The organism is Pseudomonas sp. R3-57, assembly GCF_051132065.1.
GTDB lineage: Bacteria > Pseudomonadota > Gammaproteobacteria > Pseudomonadales > Pseudomonadaceae > Aquipseudomonas.
In genome coordinates, this window is the sequence record NZ_CP071655.1 from 2,113,796 (window position 1) to 2,134,022 (window position 20,227).

General features: G+C 61.9%; 14 protein-coding genes and 4 pseudogenes. 10 read left to right on the forward strand and 8 right to left on the reverse strand.

Going from position 1 to position 20,227, the window contains the following annotated elements:
* The first annotated feature begins 9 nt into the window (after window positions 1–9).
* Window positions 10–2,436: a TonB-dependent siderophore receptor gene (locus J3P93_RS09655; RefSeq protein ID WP_434596900.1), complete on the forward strand. Its 2,427-nt coding sequence runs from the start codon at window positions 10–12 to the stop codon at window positions 2,434–2,436.
* Between the two features lie 85 nt (window positions 2,437–2,521).
* On the opposite strand, the gene J3P93_RS09660 is transcribed toward J3P93_RS09655, so the two are convergent.
* Window positions 2,522–3,673, reverse strand: coding sequence for an MFS transporter (locus tag J3P93_RS09660; protein WP_434596902.1), 1,152 nt, complete (start codon window positions 3,671–3,673; stop codon window positions 2,522–2,524).
* Between the two features lie 231 nt (window positions 3,674–3,904).
* Here J3P93_RS09660 and J3P93_RS09665 point away from each other — a divergent pair, with 231 nt between their 5' ends.
* Window positions 3,905–4,885, forward strand: a complete 981-nt coding sequence (locus tag J3P93_RS09665) for a diaminopimelate epimerase (protein WP_434596904.1) — start codon at window positions 3,905–3,907, stop codon at window positions 4,883–4,885.
* 128 nt (window positions 4,886–5,013) lie between these two features.
* On the opposite strand, the pseudogene codA reads toward J3P93_RS09665, so the two are convergent.
* The 4 genes and pseudogenes from codA to J3P93_RS09685 form a co-directional block, all read right to left on the reverse strand.
* Window positions 5,014–6,262 (reverse strand): annotated as a pseudogene (gene codA / locus J3P93_RS09670) (cytosine deaminase).
* A 13-nt stretch (window positions 6,263–6,275) separates the two neighbouring features.
* On the reverse strand, window positions 6,276–7,547 hold the full coding sequence (gene codB / locus J3P93_RS09675; RefSeq protein ID WP_394508064.1) for a cytosine permease: 1,272 nt from the start codon (window positions 7,545–7,547) through the stop codon (window positions 6,276–6,278).
* A 310-nt stretch (window positions 7,548–7,857) separates the two neighbouring features.
* Complete coding sequence (gene queD, locus J3P93_RS09680) at window positions 7,858–8,214, reverse strand: 6-carboxytetrahydropterin synthase QueD (protein ID WP_007915588.1); 357 nt, start codon at window positions 8,212–8,214, stop codon at window positions 7,858–7,860.
* Between the two features lie 83 nt (window positions 8,215–8,297).
* On the reverse strand, window positions 8,298–9,377 hold the full coding sequence (locus tag J3P93_RS09685) for a patatin-like phospholipase family protein (protein ID WP_434596907.1): 1,080 nt from the start codon (window positions 9,375–9,377) through the stop codon (window positions 8,298–8,300).
* Between the two features lie 282 nt (window positions 9,378–9,659).
* Between J3P93_RS09685 and J3P93_RS09690 the strand changes: the two genes are divergently transcribed.
* The 5 genes from J3P93_RS09690 to J3P93_RS09710 all read left to right on the forward strand — a co-directional run bounded on the left by J3P93_RS09690 (window position 9,660) and on the right by J3P93_RS09710 (window position 13,330).
* Entirely contained in the window at window positions 9,660–9,968 is a 309-nt protein-coding gene (locus J3P93_RS09690) for a PepSY domain-containing protein (protein WP_434596909.1), read from the forward strand.
* On the forward strand, window positions 9,968–10,279 hold the full coding sequence (locus J3P93_RS09695; protein ID WP_434596911.1) for a PepSY domain-containing protein: 312 nt from the start codon (window positions 9,968–9,970) through the stop codon (window positions 10,277–10,279). Before J3P93_RS09690 ends, J3P93_RS09695 begins: the two co-directional genes overlap by 1 nt.
* 3 nt (window positions 10,280–10,282) lie before the next feature.
* Complete coding sequence (locus J3P93_RS09700) at window positions 10,283–10,951, forward strand: response regulator transcription factor (RefSeq protein ID WP_203418735.1); 669 nt, start codon at window positions 10,283–10,285, stop codon at window positions 10,949–10,951.
* The gene (locus J3P93_RS09705) at window positions 10,948–12,261 is read left to right on the forward strand and encodes a sensor histidine kinase (RefSeq protein WP_434596913.1); all 1,314 of its coding nucleotides are present in this window, start codon (window positions 10,948–10,950) and stop codon (window positions 12,259–12,261) included. Before J3P93_RS09700 ends, J3P93_RS09705 begins: the two co-directional genes overlap by 4 nt.
* A gap of 118 nt (window positions 12,262–12,379) precedes the next feature.
* Window positions 12,380–13,330 (forward strand): IS481 family transposase, encoded by a 951-nt coding sequence (locus J3P93_RS09710; protein ID WP_093096621.1) that lies wholly within the window; start codon window positions 12,380–12,382, stop codon window positions 13,328–13,330.
* Between the two features lie 97 nt (window positions 13,331–13,427).
* On the opposite strand, the gene J3P93_RS09715 is transcribed toward J3P93_RS09710, so the two are convergent.
* On the reverse strand, window positions 13,428–14,183 hold the full coding sequence (locus J3P93_RS09715) for a methyl-accepting chemotaxis protein (RefSeq protein ID WP_434598330.1): 756 nt from the start codon (window positions 14,181–14,183) through the stop codon (window positions 13,428–13,430).
* A gap of 150 nt (window positions 14,184–14,333) precedes the next feature.
* Window positions 14,334–15,584, reverse strand: a pseudogene (locus J3P93_RS09720) (cache domain-containing protein); the annotation flags it as partial.
* Window positions 15,585–15,959: 375 nt separating this feature from the next.
* Between J3P93_RS09720 and J3P93_RS09725 the strand changes: the two are divergent.
* The 3 genes and pseudogenes from J3P93_RS09725 to J3P93_RS09735 all read left to right on the forward strand — a co-directional run.
* Window positions 15,960–17,276, forward strand: coding sequence for a Na+/H+ antiporter family protein (locus tag J3P93_RS09725; RefSeq protein ID WP_434596915.1), 1,317 nt, complete (start codon window positions 15,960–15,962; stop codon window positions 17,274–17,276).
* A gap of 194 nt (window positions 17,277–17,470) precedes the next feature.
* Window positions 17,471–18,247 (forward strand): annotated as a pseudogene (locus J3P93_RS09730) (cache domain-containing protein); the annotation flags it as partial.
* Between the two features lie 315 nt (window positions 18,248–18,562).
* Window positions 18,563–19,153 (forward strand): annotated as a pseudogene (locus tag J3P93_RS09735) (methyl-accepting chemotaxis protein); the annotation flags it as partial.
* Between the two features lie 123 nt (window positions 19,154–19,276).
* Here J3P93_RS09735 and J3P93_RS09740 read toward each other — a convergent pair.
* Window positions 19,277–20,212: a LysR family transcriptional regulator gene (locus J3P93_RS09740; protein WP_434596917.1), complete on the reverse strand. Its 936-nt coding sequence runs from the start codon at window positions 20,210–20,212 to the stop codon at window positions 19,277–19,279.
* Window positions 20,213–20,227: the final 15 nt, after the last annotated feature.

Sequence of the window (20,227 nt, forward strand, 5' to 3'; positions counted from 1 at the left end):
CTGTACGACGTGAAAAACACCACAGCCCATAACAAAAAATTCCCTTGGTTACCGCTGGCCCTGGCGCTGGCGGTCAGCGCTGCCATGTCGCAGGCATTCGCCGCTGAAGCCATCCATATTCGGGCGCAGCCGCTGGGCCAGGCCTTGAGCGAACTGGGCCAGCAGACTTCGCTGCAAGTGTTTTTCAGCCCGGATCTGGTGGCCGGCAAACAGGCGCCGGCGGTCGACGGTGATATTTCCCCCGAGCAGGCGCTGCGTCAGTTGCTGCAGGGCAGCGGTCTGGATTATCAGATCAACGAAGGCTCGGTGACGCTGTCGTCGGCCGCCACTTCCGCAGCGAGCAATGGCCCATTGGAACTCGGTGTGACCGATATCAAGGTGGTCGGCGACTGGCTCGGCGACGCCAACGCCGCCGTGGTGCAGAACCACCCCGGCGCGCGCACGGTGATCCGTCGTGAAGCCATGGTCGAGCAGGGCGCAATGACCGTGGGCGATGTGCTCAAGCGCGTACCGGGCGTACAGGTGCAGGACGCCAACGGCACCGGCGGCAGCGATATTTCCCTCAACGTCGGCGTGCGTGGTCTCACGTCGCGCCTGTCGCCGCGCTCCACCGTGCTGATCGATGGTGTCCCGGCGGCGTTTGCGCCGTACGGTCAGCCGCAACTGTCGATGGCACCGATTTCTTCGGGCAACCTCGACAGCATCGATGTGGTGCGCGGCGCCGGTTCGGTGCGTTACGGGCCGCAGAACGTCGGCGGGGTGATCAACTTCGTCACCCGCGCGATCCCGGAGAAAACCACCGGTGAAATCGGCACCACTCTGGAAACCTCGCAGCACGGCGGCTGGAAACACATCGACACGGCGTTCCTTGGCGGCACCGCCGACAACGGCATCGGCATCGCCTTGCTGTACTCCGGGGTCAACGGCCACGGCTACCGCGAGCGCAACAACGGCAACGACATTGATGACGTGATCCTCAAGACCCACTGGGCGCCGACCGAGCAAGACGATTTCAGCCTCAACTTTCACTATTACGACGCCAGCGCCGACATGCCCGGCGGTCTGACCCAGAAGCAGTACGACGATCAGCCGTTCCAGTCCGACCGCGATTACGACAGCTTCAGCGGCCGGCGCAAGGACGTGTCGTTCAAGTGGATCCGCCAGATCGACGAGCGCACCCAGGCCGAAGTGCTGACCTACTATTCCGACAGCTTTCGTGGCAGCACTATCGCCGCGCGCGATCAGAAGACACTCAGCTCTTACCCGCGCACTTACTACACCTTCGGCATTGAGCCGCGGGTTTCGCATGTGTTCGATGTCGGCCCGACCACCCAGGAAGTCAGCGTCGGTTATCGCTACCTCAAAGAAGGCATGCATGAAGAAGCCAGTCGTCTGGCGCTGGTGAACAATCAACCGGTGGTCACCCGTACCTCTGACGGTCACGTCTATCAGGACCGTACGGGCGGCACCGAGGCCAATGCGTTTTACGTCGACAACAAGATCGATGTCGGCAACTGGACGATCACGCCGGGCATCCGTTTCGAACACATCAGCACCGAATGGCACGACCGCCCGGTGCTCGACACCTCTAACCGGCCAGTGCAGGAAAAACGCCGCAGCATCGACAGCAACGAACCGCTGCCGGCACTGAGCGTGATGTATCACCTGTCCGATGCGTGGAAGCTGTTCGCCAACTACGAAACCTCGTTCGGTGCCCTGCAGTATTTCCAGCTCGGCCAGGGCGGCACGGGTGACCAGACCGCCAGCGGTTTGAATCCTGAAAAAGCCAAGACCTACGAGATCGGCACGCGTTACAGCGACGACGTGTGGGGCGGCGAGGTGACGCTGTTCTACATCGACTTCGACGACGAGCTGCAATACATCAGTAACGACGTCGGCTGGACCAACCTCGGTGCGACCAAGCACCAGGGCGTCGAAGCCTCGGTGCATTACGACATGGCCGCTCTGGACCCGCGCCTCGACGGCCTGACCGCCAATGCCGGCGTGACTTACACCCGCGCGGTGTACGAGGGCGAGATTCCCGGCTTCAAGGGCCGTGACCTGCCGTTCTACTCACGCCAGGTAGCGACGGTCGGTTTGCGTTATGACATTGATCGCTGGACCTACAATCTCGACGGCTTCGCCCAATCGCAGCAACGCTCGCCGGGCACCGGGGTCAACGCTGACGGCAGTTTCAACGGCAACTACATCACCGAGGGCACCGCCGACGGGCAGTACGGCGACATTCCCGGCTACGTCACCTGGAACGTGCGCGGCGGCTATGACTTCGGCGCGCAGCTGTCGAACCTCAAGCTCGGTGCCGGGGTGAAGAACATTTTCGACAAGCAATACTTCACCCGCTCCAGCGACAACAATGCGGGGATGTATGTGGGCGCACCGAGGACGTTCTTTGTGCAGGCCAGCGTGGGGTTCTGACAGACCGCGTCGGCTTCTTCGCGAGCAGGCTCGCTCCCACAGGTTCACCGAGATTGTGTGGGAGCGAGCCTGCTCGCGAAGCTTTTCAGACCTTCAGTACTTTCCCGCCAATCGCCACCGCGACCAGCAGCACCGCCATCAGGCCAAAGGCAAAACTCAAGCTGCTGGCGTGGGCGACAAAACCGATCACTGCCGGCCCGGCAAGAATCCCCGCATAGCCCAAGGTAGTAATCGCCGGTACCGCGATACTTTCCGGCATCACCGTCTGCTTGCCCACCGCGGTGTACAGCACCGGCACGATGTTCGAGCAGCCGGCACCGACCAGTGCATACCCCACCAGCGCGGCTTGCCAGCTCGGCGCGAAGGTCGCCAGAAACAGACCGGCCGCGGCCGTCAGCCCGCCGAACAGAATGATCCGCGTGGCGCCCAAGCGGCGGACGATGCGATCACCCAACAAACGGCCAGCGGTCATGGTCAGGGCAAATGCCGCGTAACCGAGGCCTGCATAGGCGGTGTCGATCCCGCGTTCCTGTGCGAGGAACACCGCGCTCCAGTCCAGCGCTGCACCTTCGGTGAGAAAAACAATGAAGCACATGCCACCGATAAACAGCACGATGCCATGGGGAATGGCGAATGCCGGACCCGAACTTTCGCTGCCGTAGGGCAGCATGTGCGGCACGCATTTGCACAGCGCCGCGATCAACAGCGCGACCACCACCAGCATGGCCGCCAGTGGCGACAGGCCGAGTCCGAGCAGGGCGCTGACGCCGGCCGCGCCGACAATCCCGCCCAGACTGAACAAGCCATGAAAGCCCGACATCATGTTCTTGCCGCTGGCGCGTTCGACGATCACCGCCTGCAGGTTCACCGTCGAATCCACTGTACCCAGCCCTGCGCCGAACATGAAAAGGGTGGCGATCAGCGCCGGGATTGACGACACCGTCGCCAGCAACGGTAATGCCGCGCAGATCAACAACGTGCCGCCGGTGGCCACGCGCCGGCAGCCGAAGCGCGCCGCCAGAATGCCCGCCAGCGGCATCGCCAGAATCGATCCGACGCCCAGGCACAACAGCAACAGGCCCAGCGTGCCTTCATCGAGACCGGCGCGGGTTTTGGCATAAGGCACCAGCGGCGCCCAGGCGGCGATGCCGAGCCCGGCGATGAAAAAAGCCACGCGCGTGGATATCTGTTGCAGGCGTCCGGGGACGAAGGTGTCTTGGGGGTTGAGGCTGGTCATATCGATCCTTGGTAAAAACATCGCGTCCCCGAAGGACAGTGATTCAGCGACGAGGTTCGATCGCTATGCGGGGGCGTGCAGCCGACATCGTAACCTGTAGGAGTGAGCCTGCTCGCGATAGCGGTGTGTCAGGTAAAAATATCTCGACTGACCCACCGCTATCGCGAGCAGGCTCACTCCTACAAGGGATTGCGGTTACAGTGGGATTTTCGGCAGCGCAGAGAGGTGGGGATGACTCGGTTTTATGACGCACGAGGCAATATCTATGGTGTGGTTTCACCCGAAGCCTTGCGTGAGGCAGGAATCGGCTTGCCCGCCAGCGCCCCCGAATGCGCCGCCTCGCGTCAGGCATGGAGCGACGCGGCGATCTCTTATTGTTGCGACTGGCCCGCAGGCCAGCGCCCGGCGCACAGCAAGGCCCATCGCAGCGACGGCTTGCTGATCGGCCCGTTCCAGGCGGCGCCGCCGTTCGATGTGCTGATCGTCAACACCGACGGCACCCTCGCCGAGCGCAGTGGCAACGGCCTGACGATTTTCTCTCAGGCATTGACCGAGCAAGGCTTGATGCCGGACGCAGGCGCGGTGTTACGCGTGCATCACGATAAGGGCGACGCTGTGGAAACCTCGGTGAAACCGGCCACCGTCGATGCTGTTCGGGGCTTCTGGCTCGACCTTGGTCAACCCGGTTTCGGCCCGGATGCCGTCGGCGCGCCGCAAGTCGAAGAGGTGCAATTCAACGGGCGAGCGGTCAGCCGCATACCGCCGCTGGCAGGGCTTGATCCAGCCTGGACGCACAGCCAGTTCGTGCGCATCGGCAATCCGCATTGCGTGACGTTGCTCGACGATCCCGGCGCATTGCCCAGCAATGAGCAAATGACTGAATCCACACTGAACGAAGGCCTGACCCGAATCGCCTATGCCATGCCGATCGGCTCAGGAAAACCCTGCCCGGCGGGCGTCAATCTGCAATGGGCCGCGCTGCAATCACCCCAGAAAATCCACGCCCGGGTGTTCGAGCGGGGCGAAGGGCCGACGGCTTCATCCGGCACCAGCGCCAGCGCGGTGGCATCGGCGGCGTGGCGGGTGGGTTGGGTTGTGGCGGGGGAAGTGCAAGTGATGATGCCCGGCGGCACGGCGCCGGTTTTGCTGGAGGTAGCAGACGAAGAATTGGTGCGAGTCAGATTGTTCGGAACGGCGCGATTGATGGGCTGAATTCGAGGCCGCCATCGCTGGCAAGCCAGGCTCCCACAGGTTTACGCCGTACTCAATATTGATGATCGGCACAAAACCTGTAGGAGCCTGGCTTGCCAACGATGAGGCCATCAGATCCGGCACAAACCTCAGCTCAGACCGCCGCTGAACTCCACCACCGGCATCTGCCGCTTCATCAACACCTTGCCAGCGCGAATCGAATACAGCGGCAAGCCCTGGCTGCGAATCACTTCGTAATCGCTGTCAGCCGACAGGATCAGCAGGTTCGCCGGGCGCCCCTGTTCCAGCCCGTAACGCTCGCCCAGATGCATGGCTTTGGCGCTGTTGTCGGTGACCAGATTCCAGCGCACTTTGCAGGTTGCGGTAACCGAGCATGTGGCAGATGTGCAGCCCGGCTTCGAGCACGCGCAGGATGTTGCCGTTACCCAGCGGATACCACGGGTCGACGATCGAATCCTGGCCGAAACACACGTTCATACCGGCTTCGAGCAGTTCGTTGACGCGGGTCACGCCACGGCGTTTCGGGAAATTGTCGAAACGCCCTTGCAGGTGAATGCTCTCGGTCGGGCAGGAGACAAAACTGATCCCGGAATGCCCCAGCAGGCGAAACAGTTTGGCGCAGTAGGCGTTGTCGTAAGAGCCCATCGCCGTGGTGTGGCTGGCGGTGACGCGGGCGCCCATGTCGCGGCTGCGCGCTTCTTCGGCGAGCACTTCGAGGAAGCGCGAGTGCGGGTCGTCGGTCTCGTCGCAATGCACGTCGACCAGGCAACCGGTGCGCTCGGCGAGGTCCATCAGAAACTTCACCGAACTGACGCCCTGATCGCGGGTGTACTCGAAATGCGGAATCCCGCCGACCACGTCCGCGCCCATGCGGATCGCTTCTTCCATCAGCTCGCGACCGTTACGGAACGATTCGATGCCTTCCTGCGGGAACGCGACGATTTGCAGGTCGATCAGATGACGGCTTTCCTCGCGCACTTCGAGCATGGCCTTGAGCGCGGTGAGTTGCGGGTCGGTGACGTCGACGTGGGTGCGCACGTGCTGAATGCCGTGCGCGGCCAGCGCCTGAATGGTCTTTTTGGCGCGGGTCTTGGTGTCTTCCTCGGTAATGGTGACCTTGCGTTCGCCCCAGCACTCGATGCCTTCGAACAGTGTGCCGCTCATGTTCCAGCGCGGCTCGCCGGCGGTGAGGGTGGCGTCGAGGTGAATGTGCGGCTCGACGAAGGGCGGCACCACCAGATTGCCGCCGGCGTCGAGGTCGTCCGGGCCAAGCGTCGGTGCTTCGGTCTGCCGGGCGATGCTGTGGATCAGACCGTTTTCCAGGTGCAATTCGTGCAGGCCTTCCTGGTTGCGCAGGCGGGCGTTGATGATGTGCATCAGGCGAATCCTTTTATAGATCTTGTAGTGGTGCGCTGACGCGACGGGCGCCGAGCAGACCGGTGACGATGACATACGTTAGCGCGGCAGCGGCAATCCCTACCAGCGGCGCGACCCACGGCGAACTGAACGCAGCAATGGTGCCCACGCCGTAAGCGCCGAGCCCCGGCCAGTTGAACGCCGGTAACCGCGCGTCGGCCAGACGCGGATAATGCCCGCGCCAGCGGTAGAAGAAGTCCGCCATGATCACCCCGCCAATCGGCGGAATCACTGTGCCGAGCAAAATCAGATACGGCACCAGCATGTCGTACATGCCGAGCAAGGCGAGCACCGTGCCGATCACCGCGCCGCCCAGGGTCACGGTTCTGCGCCGGCCGGTGCGCAGCAGGTTGCAACCGGCGACGGCAAAGTTGTAGATGGTGTTGTCCTGGGTGCTCCAGATGTTCAGCAACAGCATGGCCATCGCGGCCATGGCGAAACCTTGCAACAGCAACACCTCGACTACGTCTGGTTGCTGATAGACGATCGCGCCATACGCGCCGATCAATACCATCAGGCCGTTGCCAACAAAAAAACCGATCAGGCTGGCCAGCACCGCCACCCGCGCCGAGCGCGAGAAACGCGTCCAGTTGGTCGCTTGCGTCGCGCCACTGACGAAGGTGCCGAACACCAGCGTGATGGCTGTCGACCAGTCCAGCGAACCCGTCGGCACGACGCTGAGCAAGCCCTCGAAACCGCCGACTTTTATCGTCGCCACCCACATCGACAGCATCAACAGCAACAGCATCGCCGGCACCGCGATGTACGAGAGAATTTCCAGCCCGCGATAACCGATGTACGCCGTGGCGCAGAAACCCAGCCCGAACAGCACCATCAGGCCGAGCACCGTGGCTTCATTGAGATTGAAATACTTGCCGATCACCACCGCCGCCGTCGCCGTGCCCCAGGCGTACCAGCCGATCTGGGTAAAACCGAGGATCAGGTCGCTGAGCTTGCTGCCCACTTCACCAAAACAGAAACGGCCCATCAGCACCGAGTTGAGCCCGCTCTTGAAAGCGATATAGCCCAGACCCGCGGCGTACAGGCCGAGCAGCAGGTTGCCGACAACGATCACCGCGATCATCTCGCTGAAGGTGAACGCCACGCCGAGCTTGCCGCCGGCAAACATGGTCGCGGTGAAAAACGTGAAGCCCAGTAACACCATCGCGGTGGAGGCCAGGCCTTTGCGCGCATGCATCGGGACTTCGCTGAGGGGGTAATCGTTGCCGGGAGCGTTCTGCGTCATGGGGCAGTCCTTGCAGGAAGGGAGAAGACGCGGGAGGGTTGCAGCGGTCGTGCCAAATACCGATTGGGTGGGGTATGTATAGACGACTCGGCAAAGTCAGGCGCAAAAACGGTGCACCCGAGCGCACCCGTGTGCCATGTGGGAGCCCCGATCGTTCCCACGCAGAGCATGGGAACGATCGGTGTCAGGGGATTTTGATGCTGACAGAGGAATTGCAGCAGGGCGGCGTAAGCATAAAAAAACAGCCTTTGCGGCTGTTCTTTATTTCCTGACTCAACACCGCCCCCTTACAAAAAGCGATCTGCGGTGATTACTCGCCGCGATAGATGCATCCGCTGGTGCACGTCTCATGAATGCGGATCGCGCTCAGTTCCGGCAGCAGCGGCTTCATTTCATTCCAGATAAATTTGGCCAGCACTTCACTGGTCGGGTTTTCCAGACCGGGAATGTCGTTCAGGTAGTTGTGATCGAGACGCTCGTACAGCGGCTTGAAGATCGCCTTGATCTCGGAGAAATCGCGGATCCAGCCGGTGTGCGGGTCGAGGTCGCCGCTCAGGTGCAGCGCCACTTTGAACGAGTGACCGTGCAGACGCCCGCACTTGTGGCCGTCCGGGACGTGCGGCAGGCGGTGGGCGGATTCGAAAGTAAACTCTTTGAAGATTTCCACGGTATTTGGCTCTGTTCAGATGGCGTTCGCCGCAGCGATTCGGGCAGGCGGCGAGTTTATCAGCTTGTCTGTGGCTGTGCTGACTAAAGGGTCAGCAAGTGCTCGGCGAGGCGACCGTTGGCCGTCAGTTCGAGAAATTCGTCACCGAGTCGGCGGCTTTCGTCCATCGCCGTGTGCCAGTACTTCTGCCGGCCCGGCGCATCGCCCATGAAGCGTTTGAAGTCGTTACGGTCGGGCAGCTTGCCGAAGGGCAGGCGGGCCAGATATTCCTTCGACGGTGCGAGCAACAGCACGTCCTGCAAACGCTGCACCGAGGCGCGGCGCCACGGCAGGGTCTTGTCGAACCAGCCGGGAATCACCCGGTCGGTGAAGTGCGGATAGAGCACGATGCCGTCGCCGCTGTAGGGCAGGTCGAGGTGATAGTCGAGCAGGCCACCGTCGCGGAACGTCCCCGCGCCGGCTCCCGGCAAGTCGCGCACGCCTTGCATGACCATCGGAATCGAACCCGAGGCGAGCAGGGCCTGGCGCAGGTTGCCGGTGTTCAGCGCGACGAAGCGCGAAGGGAAATCCTCCAGCGCATGCAGCGGTGGGGCCAGACGCGGGTCGTGAATGATCAGCCGTTCGAAGTGCCGCGACAGCCGCGCACGACCGCGCAGGTTGTCGGCGATCACCGAACCCAGCGCCAGACCGAGTCGTCCGCGATGATCCTCGGCCAGGCGCCCCTGACTTTTCACCACCATGATGTTCAAGCGGTAATGCGCATTGGCGAGGATGCTGGCGTCGCGGCCGTCGAGCAGGTCATTGAGCATGCGCTGCGAGCTCTGACTGATCTCGGCCATGGTCACGCCTTTGTTGAAATTCTGCTCGGCGTACAAATGCCCGAGGCGGCGGATGCCTTCGGCGGCATCCGGCAGGCAGGCACTGGCGAAGCGCCAGGAGCCGACTGAAGCGCCGATCAGCGAACGCTCGCGCGGCGCACCCGGCAGCCACTCACCGAACAGCGCCAGATCCAGCCCTTGAATCCCCAGCGCCTTCGGCCCACCGGCCGCGCCGGGCAGGGTGCCGACGTCGGCAGCGTTCAGGCCCTGAGCACGAATGCGCGCCATGGCCCGCGGGCCGGCCTTGAGCGTGAGGGCAGGGAATTTGATGTGGATGGCGGTCATACCGGCCTCGATCGTTAGCAAGCTGCGAATTATAAGCACACCGCCGAACCCTGTGGGAGCGCCCGCGACGACGGCGTACTGATCGTTCCCACGCTCTGCGTGGTAATGCAGCCGGGGACGCTCTGCGTCCCATTGGAACGCGGAGCGTCCCTTGAGGCATTCCCACGCGGAGCGTGGGAACGATCGGAATGAACAGGGCGCAATGATGGCCATTCAGTTTCAGTTAAGTTGCTGCCGTTAAGGTGCCTACCTTAAGCAACCTATAAGAATTCGGAGACAACCGTGAACACCCTGACTGCCCTGACCACTGCCTCGCTCATCTGCCTCACCGCCGGTACTGCTTTTGCGCGCGATCTGGGGCCTGACGAAGCGCTTCGTTTGCGCGACGCTGGTACTATCGTGTCCTTCGAGAAGCTCAACGCCATCGCAATGGACAAACACCCAGGCTCGGAAATCACCGAAACCGAGCTTGAGGAAGAGTACGGCAAGTACATTTACCAGATTGAACTGCGCGACCCCAAAGGGTTGAAGTGGGACCTGGAATTGAACGCCGTTGATGGTGAAGTGCTCAGGGATCATCAGGATACGTAATGAAGCTGAATATTCGCGTCACCCGCCTGACGGCGCTGGCGCTGGTGTTGTTGTGCAGCCCGGCCATGGCTCGCGACCTCGATCAGGACGAGGCACTGACCCTGCGTCGCGAGGGCGTGATCCTGCCGTTGGAGCAAGTGTTGCAGCAGGCCATGGATCGCTACCCCGGCGCCAAACTGCTGGAAGTCGAGCTGGAAGAAAAACACGACGTCTACATTTACGAAGTCGAGTTGCTGACGGTTGAAGGCGTGGCGCGCGAGCTGCACTTGAAAGCCGATACCGGCGAGTTAGTCAAAGACAAGGAAGATTGATCGATGCGTTTGCTCTTGGTGGAAGACCATGTACCGCTGGCCGACGAGTTGCTCGCCAGCCTGCAGCGGCAAGGTTACGCGGTCGATTGGCTGGCGGACGGTCGCGATGCGGTGTATCAGGGCAGCAGCGAACCCTACGATTTGATCATTCTCGACCTCGGCCTGCCCGGCGTGCCGGGGCTTGAAGTGCTGGCGCAGTGGCGCGCCGGTGGGCTGTCGATTCCGGTGTTGATTCTGACGGCACGCGATTCTTGGGCCGAACGCATCGAAGGCCTGAAGGCCGGTGCCGACGATTACCTGACCAAGCCGTTTCACCCCGAAGAGCTGCAACTGCGCATTCAGTCGCTGCTGCGCCGCTCCAAGGGGCAGGCCAATCAACCGACCTTGAAGGCCGCCGGCCTGCACCTGGACGAGGGGCGTCAGTGCGTGGTGCGTGACGGCGCGGATATTCAACTGACCGCCGCCGAGTTTCGCCTGCTGCGCTATTTCATGCTGCATCCGGAACAGATCCTTTCCAAAAGCCACCTCGCCGAACACCTCTACGACGGTGAAACCGAGCGCGATTCCAATGTCCTTGAAGTGCACGTCAATCACTTGCGGCGCAAGCTCGGCAAAAGCGTGATCGAAACCCGTCGCGGCCAGGGTTACCTGTTCGGCGGGCAAGCCTCGTGAGATCGATCCAGCGCCGCTTGAGCCTGGGTCTGATCAGTGTGATGGTGATCGTCGGCGTGGTGCTGGCGCAGACCAGCCTGTGGTTATTCGAAGTGGGTCTGCAGCGTTATCTCGAAGCGGGTCTGCGCAACGACAGCGAGAGCCTGCTGGTGGCGCTGGTGCGCGGCCCGCAAGGCTTGCAACTGGACGAGCGGCATCTGTCGCCTGCCTATCAGCGGCCGTTTTCCGGGCATTATTTCCGCATCGATTTTGCCGACAGCCACTGGCGCTCCCGATCGTTGTGGGATCAGGACCTGCCGCTGCTCGATCATCCCGGCCTGCACAGCAATCTGCAGTTGGGCCCGGACGGCCAACAGTTGCTGATACTGCGTTCGGACTATCGGCGCCTCGGCCAGTCGATTTCAATCAGCGTCGCGCAGGATTACACGCCGGTGCGCGAAAGCTTCCAGCGCATGCGCCAGATCGGTCTGGCGGCAGGCCTGACGGCGTTGCTGGTGATTCTGCTGTTGCAGCGCCTGACCGTGCGCCGCGCCTTGAAGCCGCTGGAGCGGGCGCGCGAACAGATCGCGCAGTTGCAGCAAGGCCAGCGTTCGCAGCTCGACGACCAGGTGCCGGTGGAACTGGAGCCGCTGGTGGCGCAGATCAACCATTTGCTCGCCCACACCGAAGACAGCCTCAAGCGCTCGCGCAACGCCTTGGGCAATCTCGGCCATGCCTTGAAAACACCGCTGGCGGTGTTGTTGAGCGTGGCGTCGAGCGAAAAACTCGATGCGCACCCGGAACTGCGCAGGGTCCTCATCGAGCAACTGGAGCAAGTGCAGCAGCGCCTCAATCGCGAGTTGAATCGCGCGCGCTTGTCCGGCGATGCACTGCCCGGCGCGCTGTTCGATTGCGACGCGGAACTGCCGGGATTGCTGGCGACGCTGAATATGATCCACGGCGAGCATCTGGCGCTCAGCTACGTCGCCCCGGCGGGCCTGCAACTGCCGTGGGACCGTGAGGATCTGCTCGAGCTGCTGGGCAACCTGCTGGATAACGCCTGCAAGTGGGCGGACGCCGAAGTGCGCTTGAGCGTGATCGAACGTACCGATGGCTTTGCCTTGAGCGTCGAGGATGACGGCCCCGGGATTCCCGAACAACAGCGCGCCGAGGTGTTCAGTCGTGGCACACGGCTGGATGAACAGACCGACGGCCATGGGCTGGGGTTGGGCATCGTGCGCGATATCGTGGAAACGTGGGGCGGCTTGCTGGTGTTGGGCGAGAGCGAGTGGGGCGGGTTGAAGGTGGTGATCGAATTGCCTAAACGCTGAGCCTGATGACTACACCATCCCCTGTGGGAGCTAGCTGTGATCTCTCTGTAGGTTGTTCACTCGGGGCTTTTCCGGGAAATTGGAGGTGCGAACCAAACCAAGCCCCCGGAGGCCCCGAGTGAACACTCATAAAAATGCCCGATTAACTGTTTCTGGTCGAGCCCTTCTTGTTCAAAGAGTCCTCACAGAGGGTTTGAGAGTTGAAGAGGTGGCCAAGGCCCAGGGGGTCAGCGTTCGCACTGCCTACAAGTGGATAAACCGCTATCGAACCGAAGGCGAAAAAGGTCTCCAGGATCGCTCATCCCGCCCGGCTTCCTGTCCGCACGCTACTGCCCCAGAGTGTCTGGAGAAAATCATCAAGCTTCGCCGTGAGCGAAAAACCTATGGCGAAATCAGTAAGTCTTTGAAGGTGGGGCATAGCACGGTAGGCAGGATATTGAGCCGCAACGGACTCAATCGCCTGGCTTATCTGGAACCGCCAGTTGCGGTTATTCGCTACGAATACTCTCAGCCGGGAGGCTTGCTGCACTTGGATATCAAGAGGCTGGGGCGCTTTAACAAACCTGGTCATCGAGTGACAAAAGACCGTCTGAAAGGCCGTTCTTACCATGTGGGTTGGGAGTTTGGACATGTTGCCATCGACGACCATAGTCGAGTGGCGCACTGTGGTTTATACCCAGACCAAACCGCTCGTAGCGCCTGCCTCGCGCTGATCCGGGCCCTGCGTTACTACAAAACGCTCGGCGTGAAATTCGAGCGGGTAATGACCGATAACGGCCCTTGCTACAAATCCAGGAGCTTCAAGCGCCTGTGCCGGCGGCTGCGGCTTAAGCACATCTTTACCAAGCCTTACACCCCGCGCACGAATGGCAAGGCAGAGCGATTTATACAGACCGCTCTGCGCGAATGGGCCTACGCCAGAAGTTATGAAAGCTCAGATCAACGCGCGACGTATCTGATGCCTTGGTTGCACAGGTACAACTGGCATCGCCCGCATGCCAGTTTGAGTTATTTACCACCGATTAGCCGAATAGCATCCGTGAACAACGTGGTGGGTTTACACAGCTAGCCCTGCTAGCGATAGCGATCTTTCAGTCACATGAGTATTGAATGTGACGCCGTCATCGCTAGCAGGCTAGCTCCCACATTGGTTCTCGGGCTAGCCGTCAAACGCGAAACTGATACATCAACCGCTGCTGCTGATTCGCCAGGCTGTTGAGCGACTGGCTGACCCGCGCCGATTCATTGGCCTGCCCCGACAGCGATTCCGTCACGTCGCGAATCGTCGCCACGTTGTTGTTGATCTCTTCGGCCACCGCGCTCTGCTCTTCAGCGGCGCTGGCGATCTGCAGGTTCATGTCGCTGATCACTGTCACCGCGTCGCCGATCTGGCGCAGTGCGGTCACTGCCTGGCCGACCTGCTCGACACTGCCCTGGGCCTGGCGATGGCTGTTGCCCATCGAACCGACCACCTCCTGCGTGCCGTTCTGCAATTGCTCGATGACCTGACGGGTTTCCTCCACCGATTCCTGGGTACGTCGGGCAAGGTTGCGCACTTCATCGGCGACCACGGCAAAACCGCGTCCGGCTTCACCGGCCCGTGCCGCTTCGATCGCGGCATTCAGTGCCAGCAGATTGGTCTGCTCGGCAATCGCGCGAATGGTTTCCAGCACCGCGCCGATTTTCTCGCTGTTGGCCGCCAGACCTTCAACCTGCACCATCGCCGCGCTCATGTCGGCGGCGAGGGTGTCGATGCTCGCGGTAGTGCGGTCGATTACGGTCAGGCCCTGGCGAGTGGCGCGGTCGGCGTCCTTGGCGGCTTCGGCCGCCTGGGCCGCGCTGCGGGCGACGTCCTGCGCGGTGGCGCTCATTTCGTGAGAGGCAGTGGCGACCTGATCGACCTGACGGTATTGCTGCTCCATGCCGGCGCTGGTCTGGGTGGCGATGGCCGAGGACTGATCAGCCGTGCTGCGCGCGTCCTGCACTGAGCGTTTCACTTCGGCGATGATCGGCTGCAACTTGTCGAGAAAGCGGTTGAACCAGCCCGCCAGTTGCCCGAGTTCGTCCTGCTTGTCATAGGCCAGGCGACGGGTCAGGTCGCCTTCGCCGCTGGCGATGTCTTCGAGCATGTGCGCGACGCCGAGAATCGGTCGGGTCACGCTGCGCGCCATCAGCCACACCAGCAGCAGGCCGAGCAGGGCGGCGAGGCCGCCGAGGCTCAACTCCATCAACGTGCCCGAGGTGTTGCTCGCGTCTAGCTGTTGCTCGAGCGCTTCGGCGCGGCTGACCAGCACTTTTTCCGGTACATCGAGCAGCACGCCCCACGTCGGCCCGCCCGGAATCGGCTGGAACGGCGAGAGCACTTTCAACTGGCCATTGTTGTGCAGGCTGCTCACGCCCGTGCTGGCCGCCAGGCGCCGTAGCAGCTCAGCACCGCTGGTGGTGTCGACGGCGTCCAGACGCTGGCTGAGTTTGCCGGCATCGGCGCTGTAACCGGCGAGCAGGCCGGCGGGGCTGATGATGCTCACGGCGGTCTGACCGTCGTAGAGCTTTTTGCTCGCGGTCTGGCTGATCGCTTGCAGGCTGTTGAGGTTGATGTCGACCGACAGCGAGGCAATGACTTTGCCATTGAGCAGCAGCGGGAAGACGATGCTGGTCATCAGCACTTTCTGCCCGTCGATCATGTAAAAGTACGGTTCGATCACGCACGGCTTGAGGGTGCTGCGCGGGCAGGTGAACCAGGCGTTGGCAGCCTGACCGCTAGGGCCGGTGCGGGTGTCGCTCATGTCGCTTTCCGGCAGGGCCATCGAGTGGACTATGCCCGGGGTCGGCTGCGACCAGTACAGGGCAAAACGGCCCTTGTCGTTGCTGCCCAGCTCATCCTGCCCGGCGAACAGTTCGTCCTTGCCGTCCAGCGCATTGGCTTCGAATACCAGCGACAGGCCGAGCAGATCCGGGTTGGCCTGCAGCGCAGATTTGACCTGACGGGTCATGTCTTCGCGCAGATCGAAGGCATCGAGAAAACGCTTCTCGGCCTGTTCGCGCAGAAACAGCACCTGCCGCGAGAAGCCGTGGCCGTATTGATAGGCGTCCATGAACTGCTGGCGAATGCCTGCCGCTTGCACCTCACCCTGCGACTCGATGCGCGCCTGCGCCGACTCGGTGAGCATTTCCATACTCGACGCCTTGACCAGCGCGGAACTGTGCTGCATGCGATACAGCGAAAGACCGACCAACAGGGTCACGATACCGGCCAGACAAAGGCCGGCGAGCAGGGTGATTTTCCATTGGATGGAAAGGTGTCTGAGCGACATGGAAAACATCCTTATTCGATAAATATCTGAGGCTTTGCACTCTAACGGCGGAAAAGCAGCTTTCTTGAGCGGCAAGCTGCAAGCGGCAAGCTAAAAGCGAGCATCGGACTCAAGGATTGATCGTTCCCACGCTCTGCGTGGGAATGCAGCCCGGGACGCTCCGCGTCCCAAAGCGGATGCAGAGCGTCCATTGAGGCATTCCTTTGCTGCGCGTGGGAACGATCAAAAGCAGCTCAGCTTGCCGCTCGAACTTGCAGCTTGTGGCTGCTTGGGGCACAGTGCGCGCCCTTCTAAGAAGACCCTTTTGCCTCCGCCGAGCAGTTCTGGCGGACTCATCCTGTCTGGCGGTCGGTTGTCCACCGCGGTGTTTTTCGAGGTAGTGAAATGAATGCAGTCATAGCGGCAGTCGGCGTCATGCTGATTCTCAGCCTGTCCCGCGTGCATGTGGTGATCGCGCTGATCGTCGGGGCGCTGGTTGGCGGCCTGACCGGTGGCCTGGGCATGGACGCCACGCTCAAGGCGTTCAACAGTGGTCTGGGCGGCGGCGCGACGGTGGCGTTGTCCTACGCTTTGCTCGGCGCTTTCGCCGTGGCAATCGCCAAGTCTGGCCTGGCCCACGCGCTGGCTGACAGGGCTCTGGCGATGGTTGACCGGCAACATGCGACCGGCGGCGGCAACGTCAAATGGCTGCTGATCGGCCTGTTGTGGGTGGTGGCGATTGCTTCGCAGAACATCCTGCCGATCCACATCGCGTTCATTCCGCTGCTGGTGCCGCCACTGCTCTATGTGCTGACCAAGCTGCAACTCGACCGCCGCCTGATCGCCTGCGTCATGACCTTCGGCCTGATCACCCCGTACATGTTCCTGCCGGTGGGTTTCGGCAACATCTTCCTCAATGAAATCCTGCTGGCCAACGTTGCGCGCAGCGGCGTCGACATCAGCGGCATCAACATCACCCACGCCATGGGCATCCCGGCGCTGGGCATGGTTTTCGGTCTGGCGATGGCGTTCATCAGTTATCGCAAGAAGCGCGTCTATGACCTGGAAAAAATCGAGCAGGTCGAGCAGACCGCAGTGCATTACAACCCGCTGAGCCTGCTGATTGCCGGCGTGGCCATCGCCTCGGCGTTCGTCGTGCAGTTGCTGCTGGATTCGATGATTATCGGTGCGCTGGTGGGTTTCCTGATCTTCTCGGTGTCGGGCATCGTCAAGTGGCGCGAAACCGATGACCTGTTCACCGAAGGCATGAAAATGATGGCGATGATCGGTTTCATCATGATCGCCGCCTCCGGTTTCGCCGAGGTGATGAAGGCCACCGGGCAGGTGCAGACCCTGGTTGAATCGTCGGCGGCATGGATCAATCACAGCAAAGGCGTCGGCGCGCTGCTGATGCTGCTGGTGGGCTTGCTGGTGACCATGGGCATCGGCTCGTCGTTTTCCACGGTGCCGATTCTGGCGGCGATTTTCGTGCCGCTGTGCGTGCAACTGGGCTTCAGCCCGATGGCCATCGTGTGCATCGTCGGCACTGCCGGTGCGCTGGGCGACGCCGGTTCGCCGGCCTCGGACTCGACCCTCGGCCCGACCTCCGGCCTGAACATCGACGGCCAGCATCACCACATCTGGGATACCGTGGTGCCGACCTTCCTGCACTATAACCTGCCGCTGCTGGCCTTCGGCTGGGTGGCCGCGATGGTGCTGTAAACCCCTGAACCCTGTGGGAGCTGGCTTGCCAGCGATGGCGTCGACACATTCGTTATTCGTCTTTCAGACACACCGCCATCGCGGGCAAGCCCGCTCCCACAGGGACACGCAGTGCCTGCTGGCTCAACTTTTGCCCCGGCGTGCCGTTAAAGCCTTTAACCACGCCAACAAAATCAAAAGAGTGAGCCCCCACAATGCGCCTGAGCCTCAAGGCTAAAGTCCTGTCCCTCGCCGTTCTTCCGGTATTGCTCTTTGCGCTGGTCATCAGCCTGACCACACTGTTCATCCTCCAGGAACAGGCGCGCAAGGAGGTCGAACAGACCCGCGAGCGCCTGCTCGGCGACGCCAAAGCCACTCTGCAAAGTTATGTCGCCGTGGCGATGACCACGATCAAACCGCTGTACGACGCTGCCGCTCCCGGCGACAACGAGGCGCGGGCGCAGGCGATCAAGCTGCTGTCGGGCATCCGCTACGGCAAGGACGGCTACTTCTTCGCCTACGACTCGGAAATCGTGCGCCTGTTCAAGGCCAACGACCCTGACGGCGTGGGCAAAAGCTTCAAGGACAATCGCGACCCGAATGGCGTCTACGTCAACCTCGGTCTGGTGAAAGTGGCGAAGGACGGTACTCACTACCTGCAATACAGCTCGCCGCTGCCTGGCAATGCGAAAGTGCTGGTGCCGAAACTCGGTTACACCGAATACCTGGCCAAGTGGGACATGGCCGTCGGTACCTCGGTCAATCTCGACGGCATCGAAGCGCAAGTGGCGCTGGTCGAAGCCCAGGTCCAGGAACGTGTGCAAGGCGTGGTGCTGAGCATTGTCGGCGTGGCGGTGCTGGTGCTGCTGGTGATCGCGGCGGCGGGGATGCTGCTGGCCAATACCATTCTGCGGCCGCTGACCCTGATGAAAGCCAACCTCGATGACATCGCCGCGGGCGAGGGCGATCTGACCCGGCGCTTGAATATCACCAGTCAGGATGAACTCGGCGAACTGGCCGGCTCGTTCAACCGCTTCGTCGACAAGATCCACGGCCTGGTGCGGCAGATCACCGAGATGACCACGCAACTGACCGGACTGGTGACTCAGGTGTCGGATCAGGCGCAGCGCTCGGATCAGGCGATGGAGCGTCAGCGTCACGAGACCGATCAGGTTGCCACCGCCATCAACGAAATGTCTGCCGCCGCGCAGGAAGTCGCCAAGAGCGCACAGAACGCCGCCGTCGCCGCGCAGCAGACCGACGCAGAAGGCCAGAGCGCCAAACGCGTGGTGGCCGGCAGCATCAAGCAGATCCATGCGCTGGTCGATGACATTCGCAACAGCGGCGTGTCGCTGGACAGCCTGCAGCAGGACGTGACGTCGATTGTCGGTGTGCTCGGGGTGATTCGCTCGATCGCCGAACAGACCAACCTGCTGGCCCTCAACGCGGCGATCGAAGCGGCGCGGGCGGGCGAGGCCGGGCGTGGTTTTGCCGTGGTCGCCGATGAGGTCCGCGCGCTGGCCAGCCGCACGCAGATCAGCACCCAGGAAATCCAAGGCATGATCGATCGCCTGCAAGCCGGCACGCAGCAGGCGGTGGAAGCCATGCGCCGTTCCAGCGAGGCCGGTGATGGCACGTCACAGCAGGCCAATCAGGCCGGTGCATCGCTGGATGCCATGGCCGAGCTGATCGCGACCATCAACTCGATGAACGCACAAATCGCCAGCGCTGCCGAAGAGCAGACGGCGGTGGCAGAAGAGATCAACCGCAGCGTGCACCAGATTGCGGTGGCGGTGGATAGCGTTGCCGATGAAACGCAATTGGGCGCGCAAACGTCGCGCAGTCTGGCGGAGTTGGGACAACGGTTGGGCAAGCTGGTTGGGCAGTTTCGGATCTAGAGAACGCCGCAAACCCTGTAGGAGTGAGCCTGCTCGCGATAGCGGTTTGGCAGACACAGTGATGCTGAATTTGCCGACGCTATCGCGAGCAGGCTCACTCCTACAATTGGATCGGTGGTTGATTCAGAACCGATCCCAATACGGAATCTCACCAAAACACTCAACAAAAAAATCAATCACCGTCCGCACCTTCACTGACAACCTTCGACTGCCCGGCCACAACACCGCAATCTGCTGCGGCTCCAGACTGTTCGATACCTGATACCCACGCAACACCGGCACCAAGGTGCCAGCGCGCACCGCCTCGCCAATCAGCCATGACGGAAACATCACCAGCCCCAGCCCCTGTTCGGCGGCCTGGGTGAGGGTGTCGGCGTGGTTGCTGGTGATCGGACCTCTGACCGAATACGGCGTCCAGTCCTGGCCATCGCGGCGGAAAAACCAGCGCTGCTGACCGGTCGCGCCTTTGTAGGCCAGGCATTGGTGTTGAGCCAGATCCTCAGGTTTTTGCGGGGTGCCGTGGCGCGCCAGGTACGCCGGGCTTGCGGCGACTTGAAAACGGTGCGGCGCCAGAATTCGCGCCTGCATGCTCGAATCATGCAGTGGGCCGATGCGCACCAGCAGGTCGGCGCCTTCCTGCAATGGGTCGACGTAGTGATCGGTCTGTTGAATATCCAGTTGCAACTGCGGGTAACGCGCGCACAACTGGCCCAGCCACGGGCTCAGATGGCGCTGGCCGAACACCACCGGGGCGTTGATGCGCACCAGGCCGGTGGGTTCGCTTTGCTGCTCCTGCAACGCTTGCTCGGCTTCTTCCAGTTGCACCAGCAGCAGCCGCGCATGGTGGCCGAGCATACGACCGGTCTCTGTCGGCGAAACGGCGCGGGTGTGCCGATAGAGCAGTTGCTGATTCAGCGCCTGCTCCATCAATTGGATCTGCCGCGAGATCGAAGAGGGCGCCACGCCTTCACGGCGCGCGACCTCAGAAAAACTGCCCTGATCGAGTACAGCAACAAACAGCCGCAGCGCCTTGAATCCGAGTTCGTTGAGCCCGTGCATGGGAAGTCCTGCTGT

Bases quoted from the DNA above. Each gene is read 5' to 3' on its own strand.
- J3P93_RS09660 (WP_434596902.1), bottom strand. From the start codon at position 3,673: ATGACCAGCCTCAACCCCCAAGACACCTTCGTCCCCGGACGCCTGCAA.
- J3P93_RS09665 (WP_434596904.1), top strand. From the start codon at position 3,905: ATGACTCGGTTTTATGACGCACGAGGCAATATCTATGGTGTGGTTTCA.
- codB (WP_394508064.1), bottom strand. From the start codon at position 7,547: ATGACGCAGAACGCTCCCGGCAACGATTACCCCCTCAGCGAAGTCCCG.
- J3P93_RS09685 (WP_434596907.1), bottom strand. From the start codon at position 9,377: ATGACCGCCATCCACATCAAATTCCCTGCCCTCACGCTCAAGGCCGGC.
- J3P93_RS09695 (WP_434596911.1), top strand. From the start codon at position 9,968: ATGAAGCTGAATATTCGCGTCACCCGCCTGACGGCGCTGGCGCTGGTG.
- J3P93_RS09700 (WP_203418735.1), top strand. From the start codon at position 10,283: ATGCGTTTGCTCTTGGTGGAAGACCATGTACCGCTGGCCGACGAGTTG.
- J3P93_RS09715 (WP_434598330.1), bottom strand. From the start codon at position 14,183: ATGGAGCAGCAATACCGTCAGGTCGATCAGGTCGCCACTGCCTCTCAC.
- J3P93_RS09725 (WP_434596915.1), top strand. From the start codon at position 15,960: ATGAATGCAGTCATAGCGGCAGTCGGCGTCATGCTGATTCTCAGCCTG.
- J3P93_RS09740 (WP_434596917.1), bottom strand. From the start codon at position 20,212: ATGCACGGGCTCAACGAACTCGGATTCAAGGCGCTGCGGCTGTTTGTT.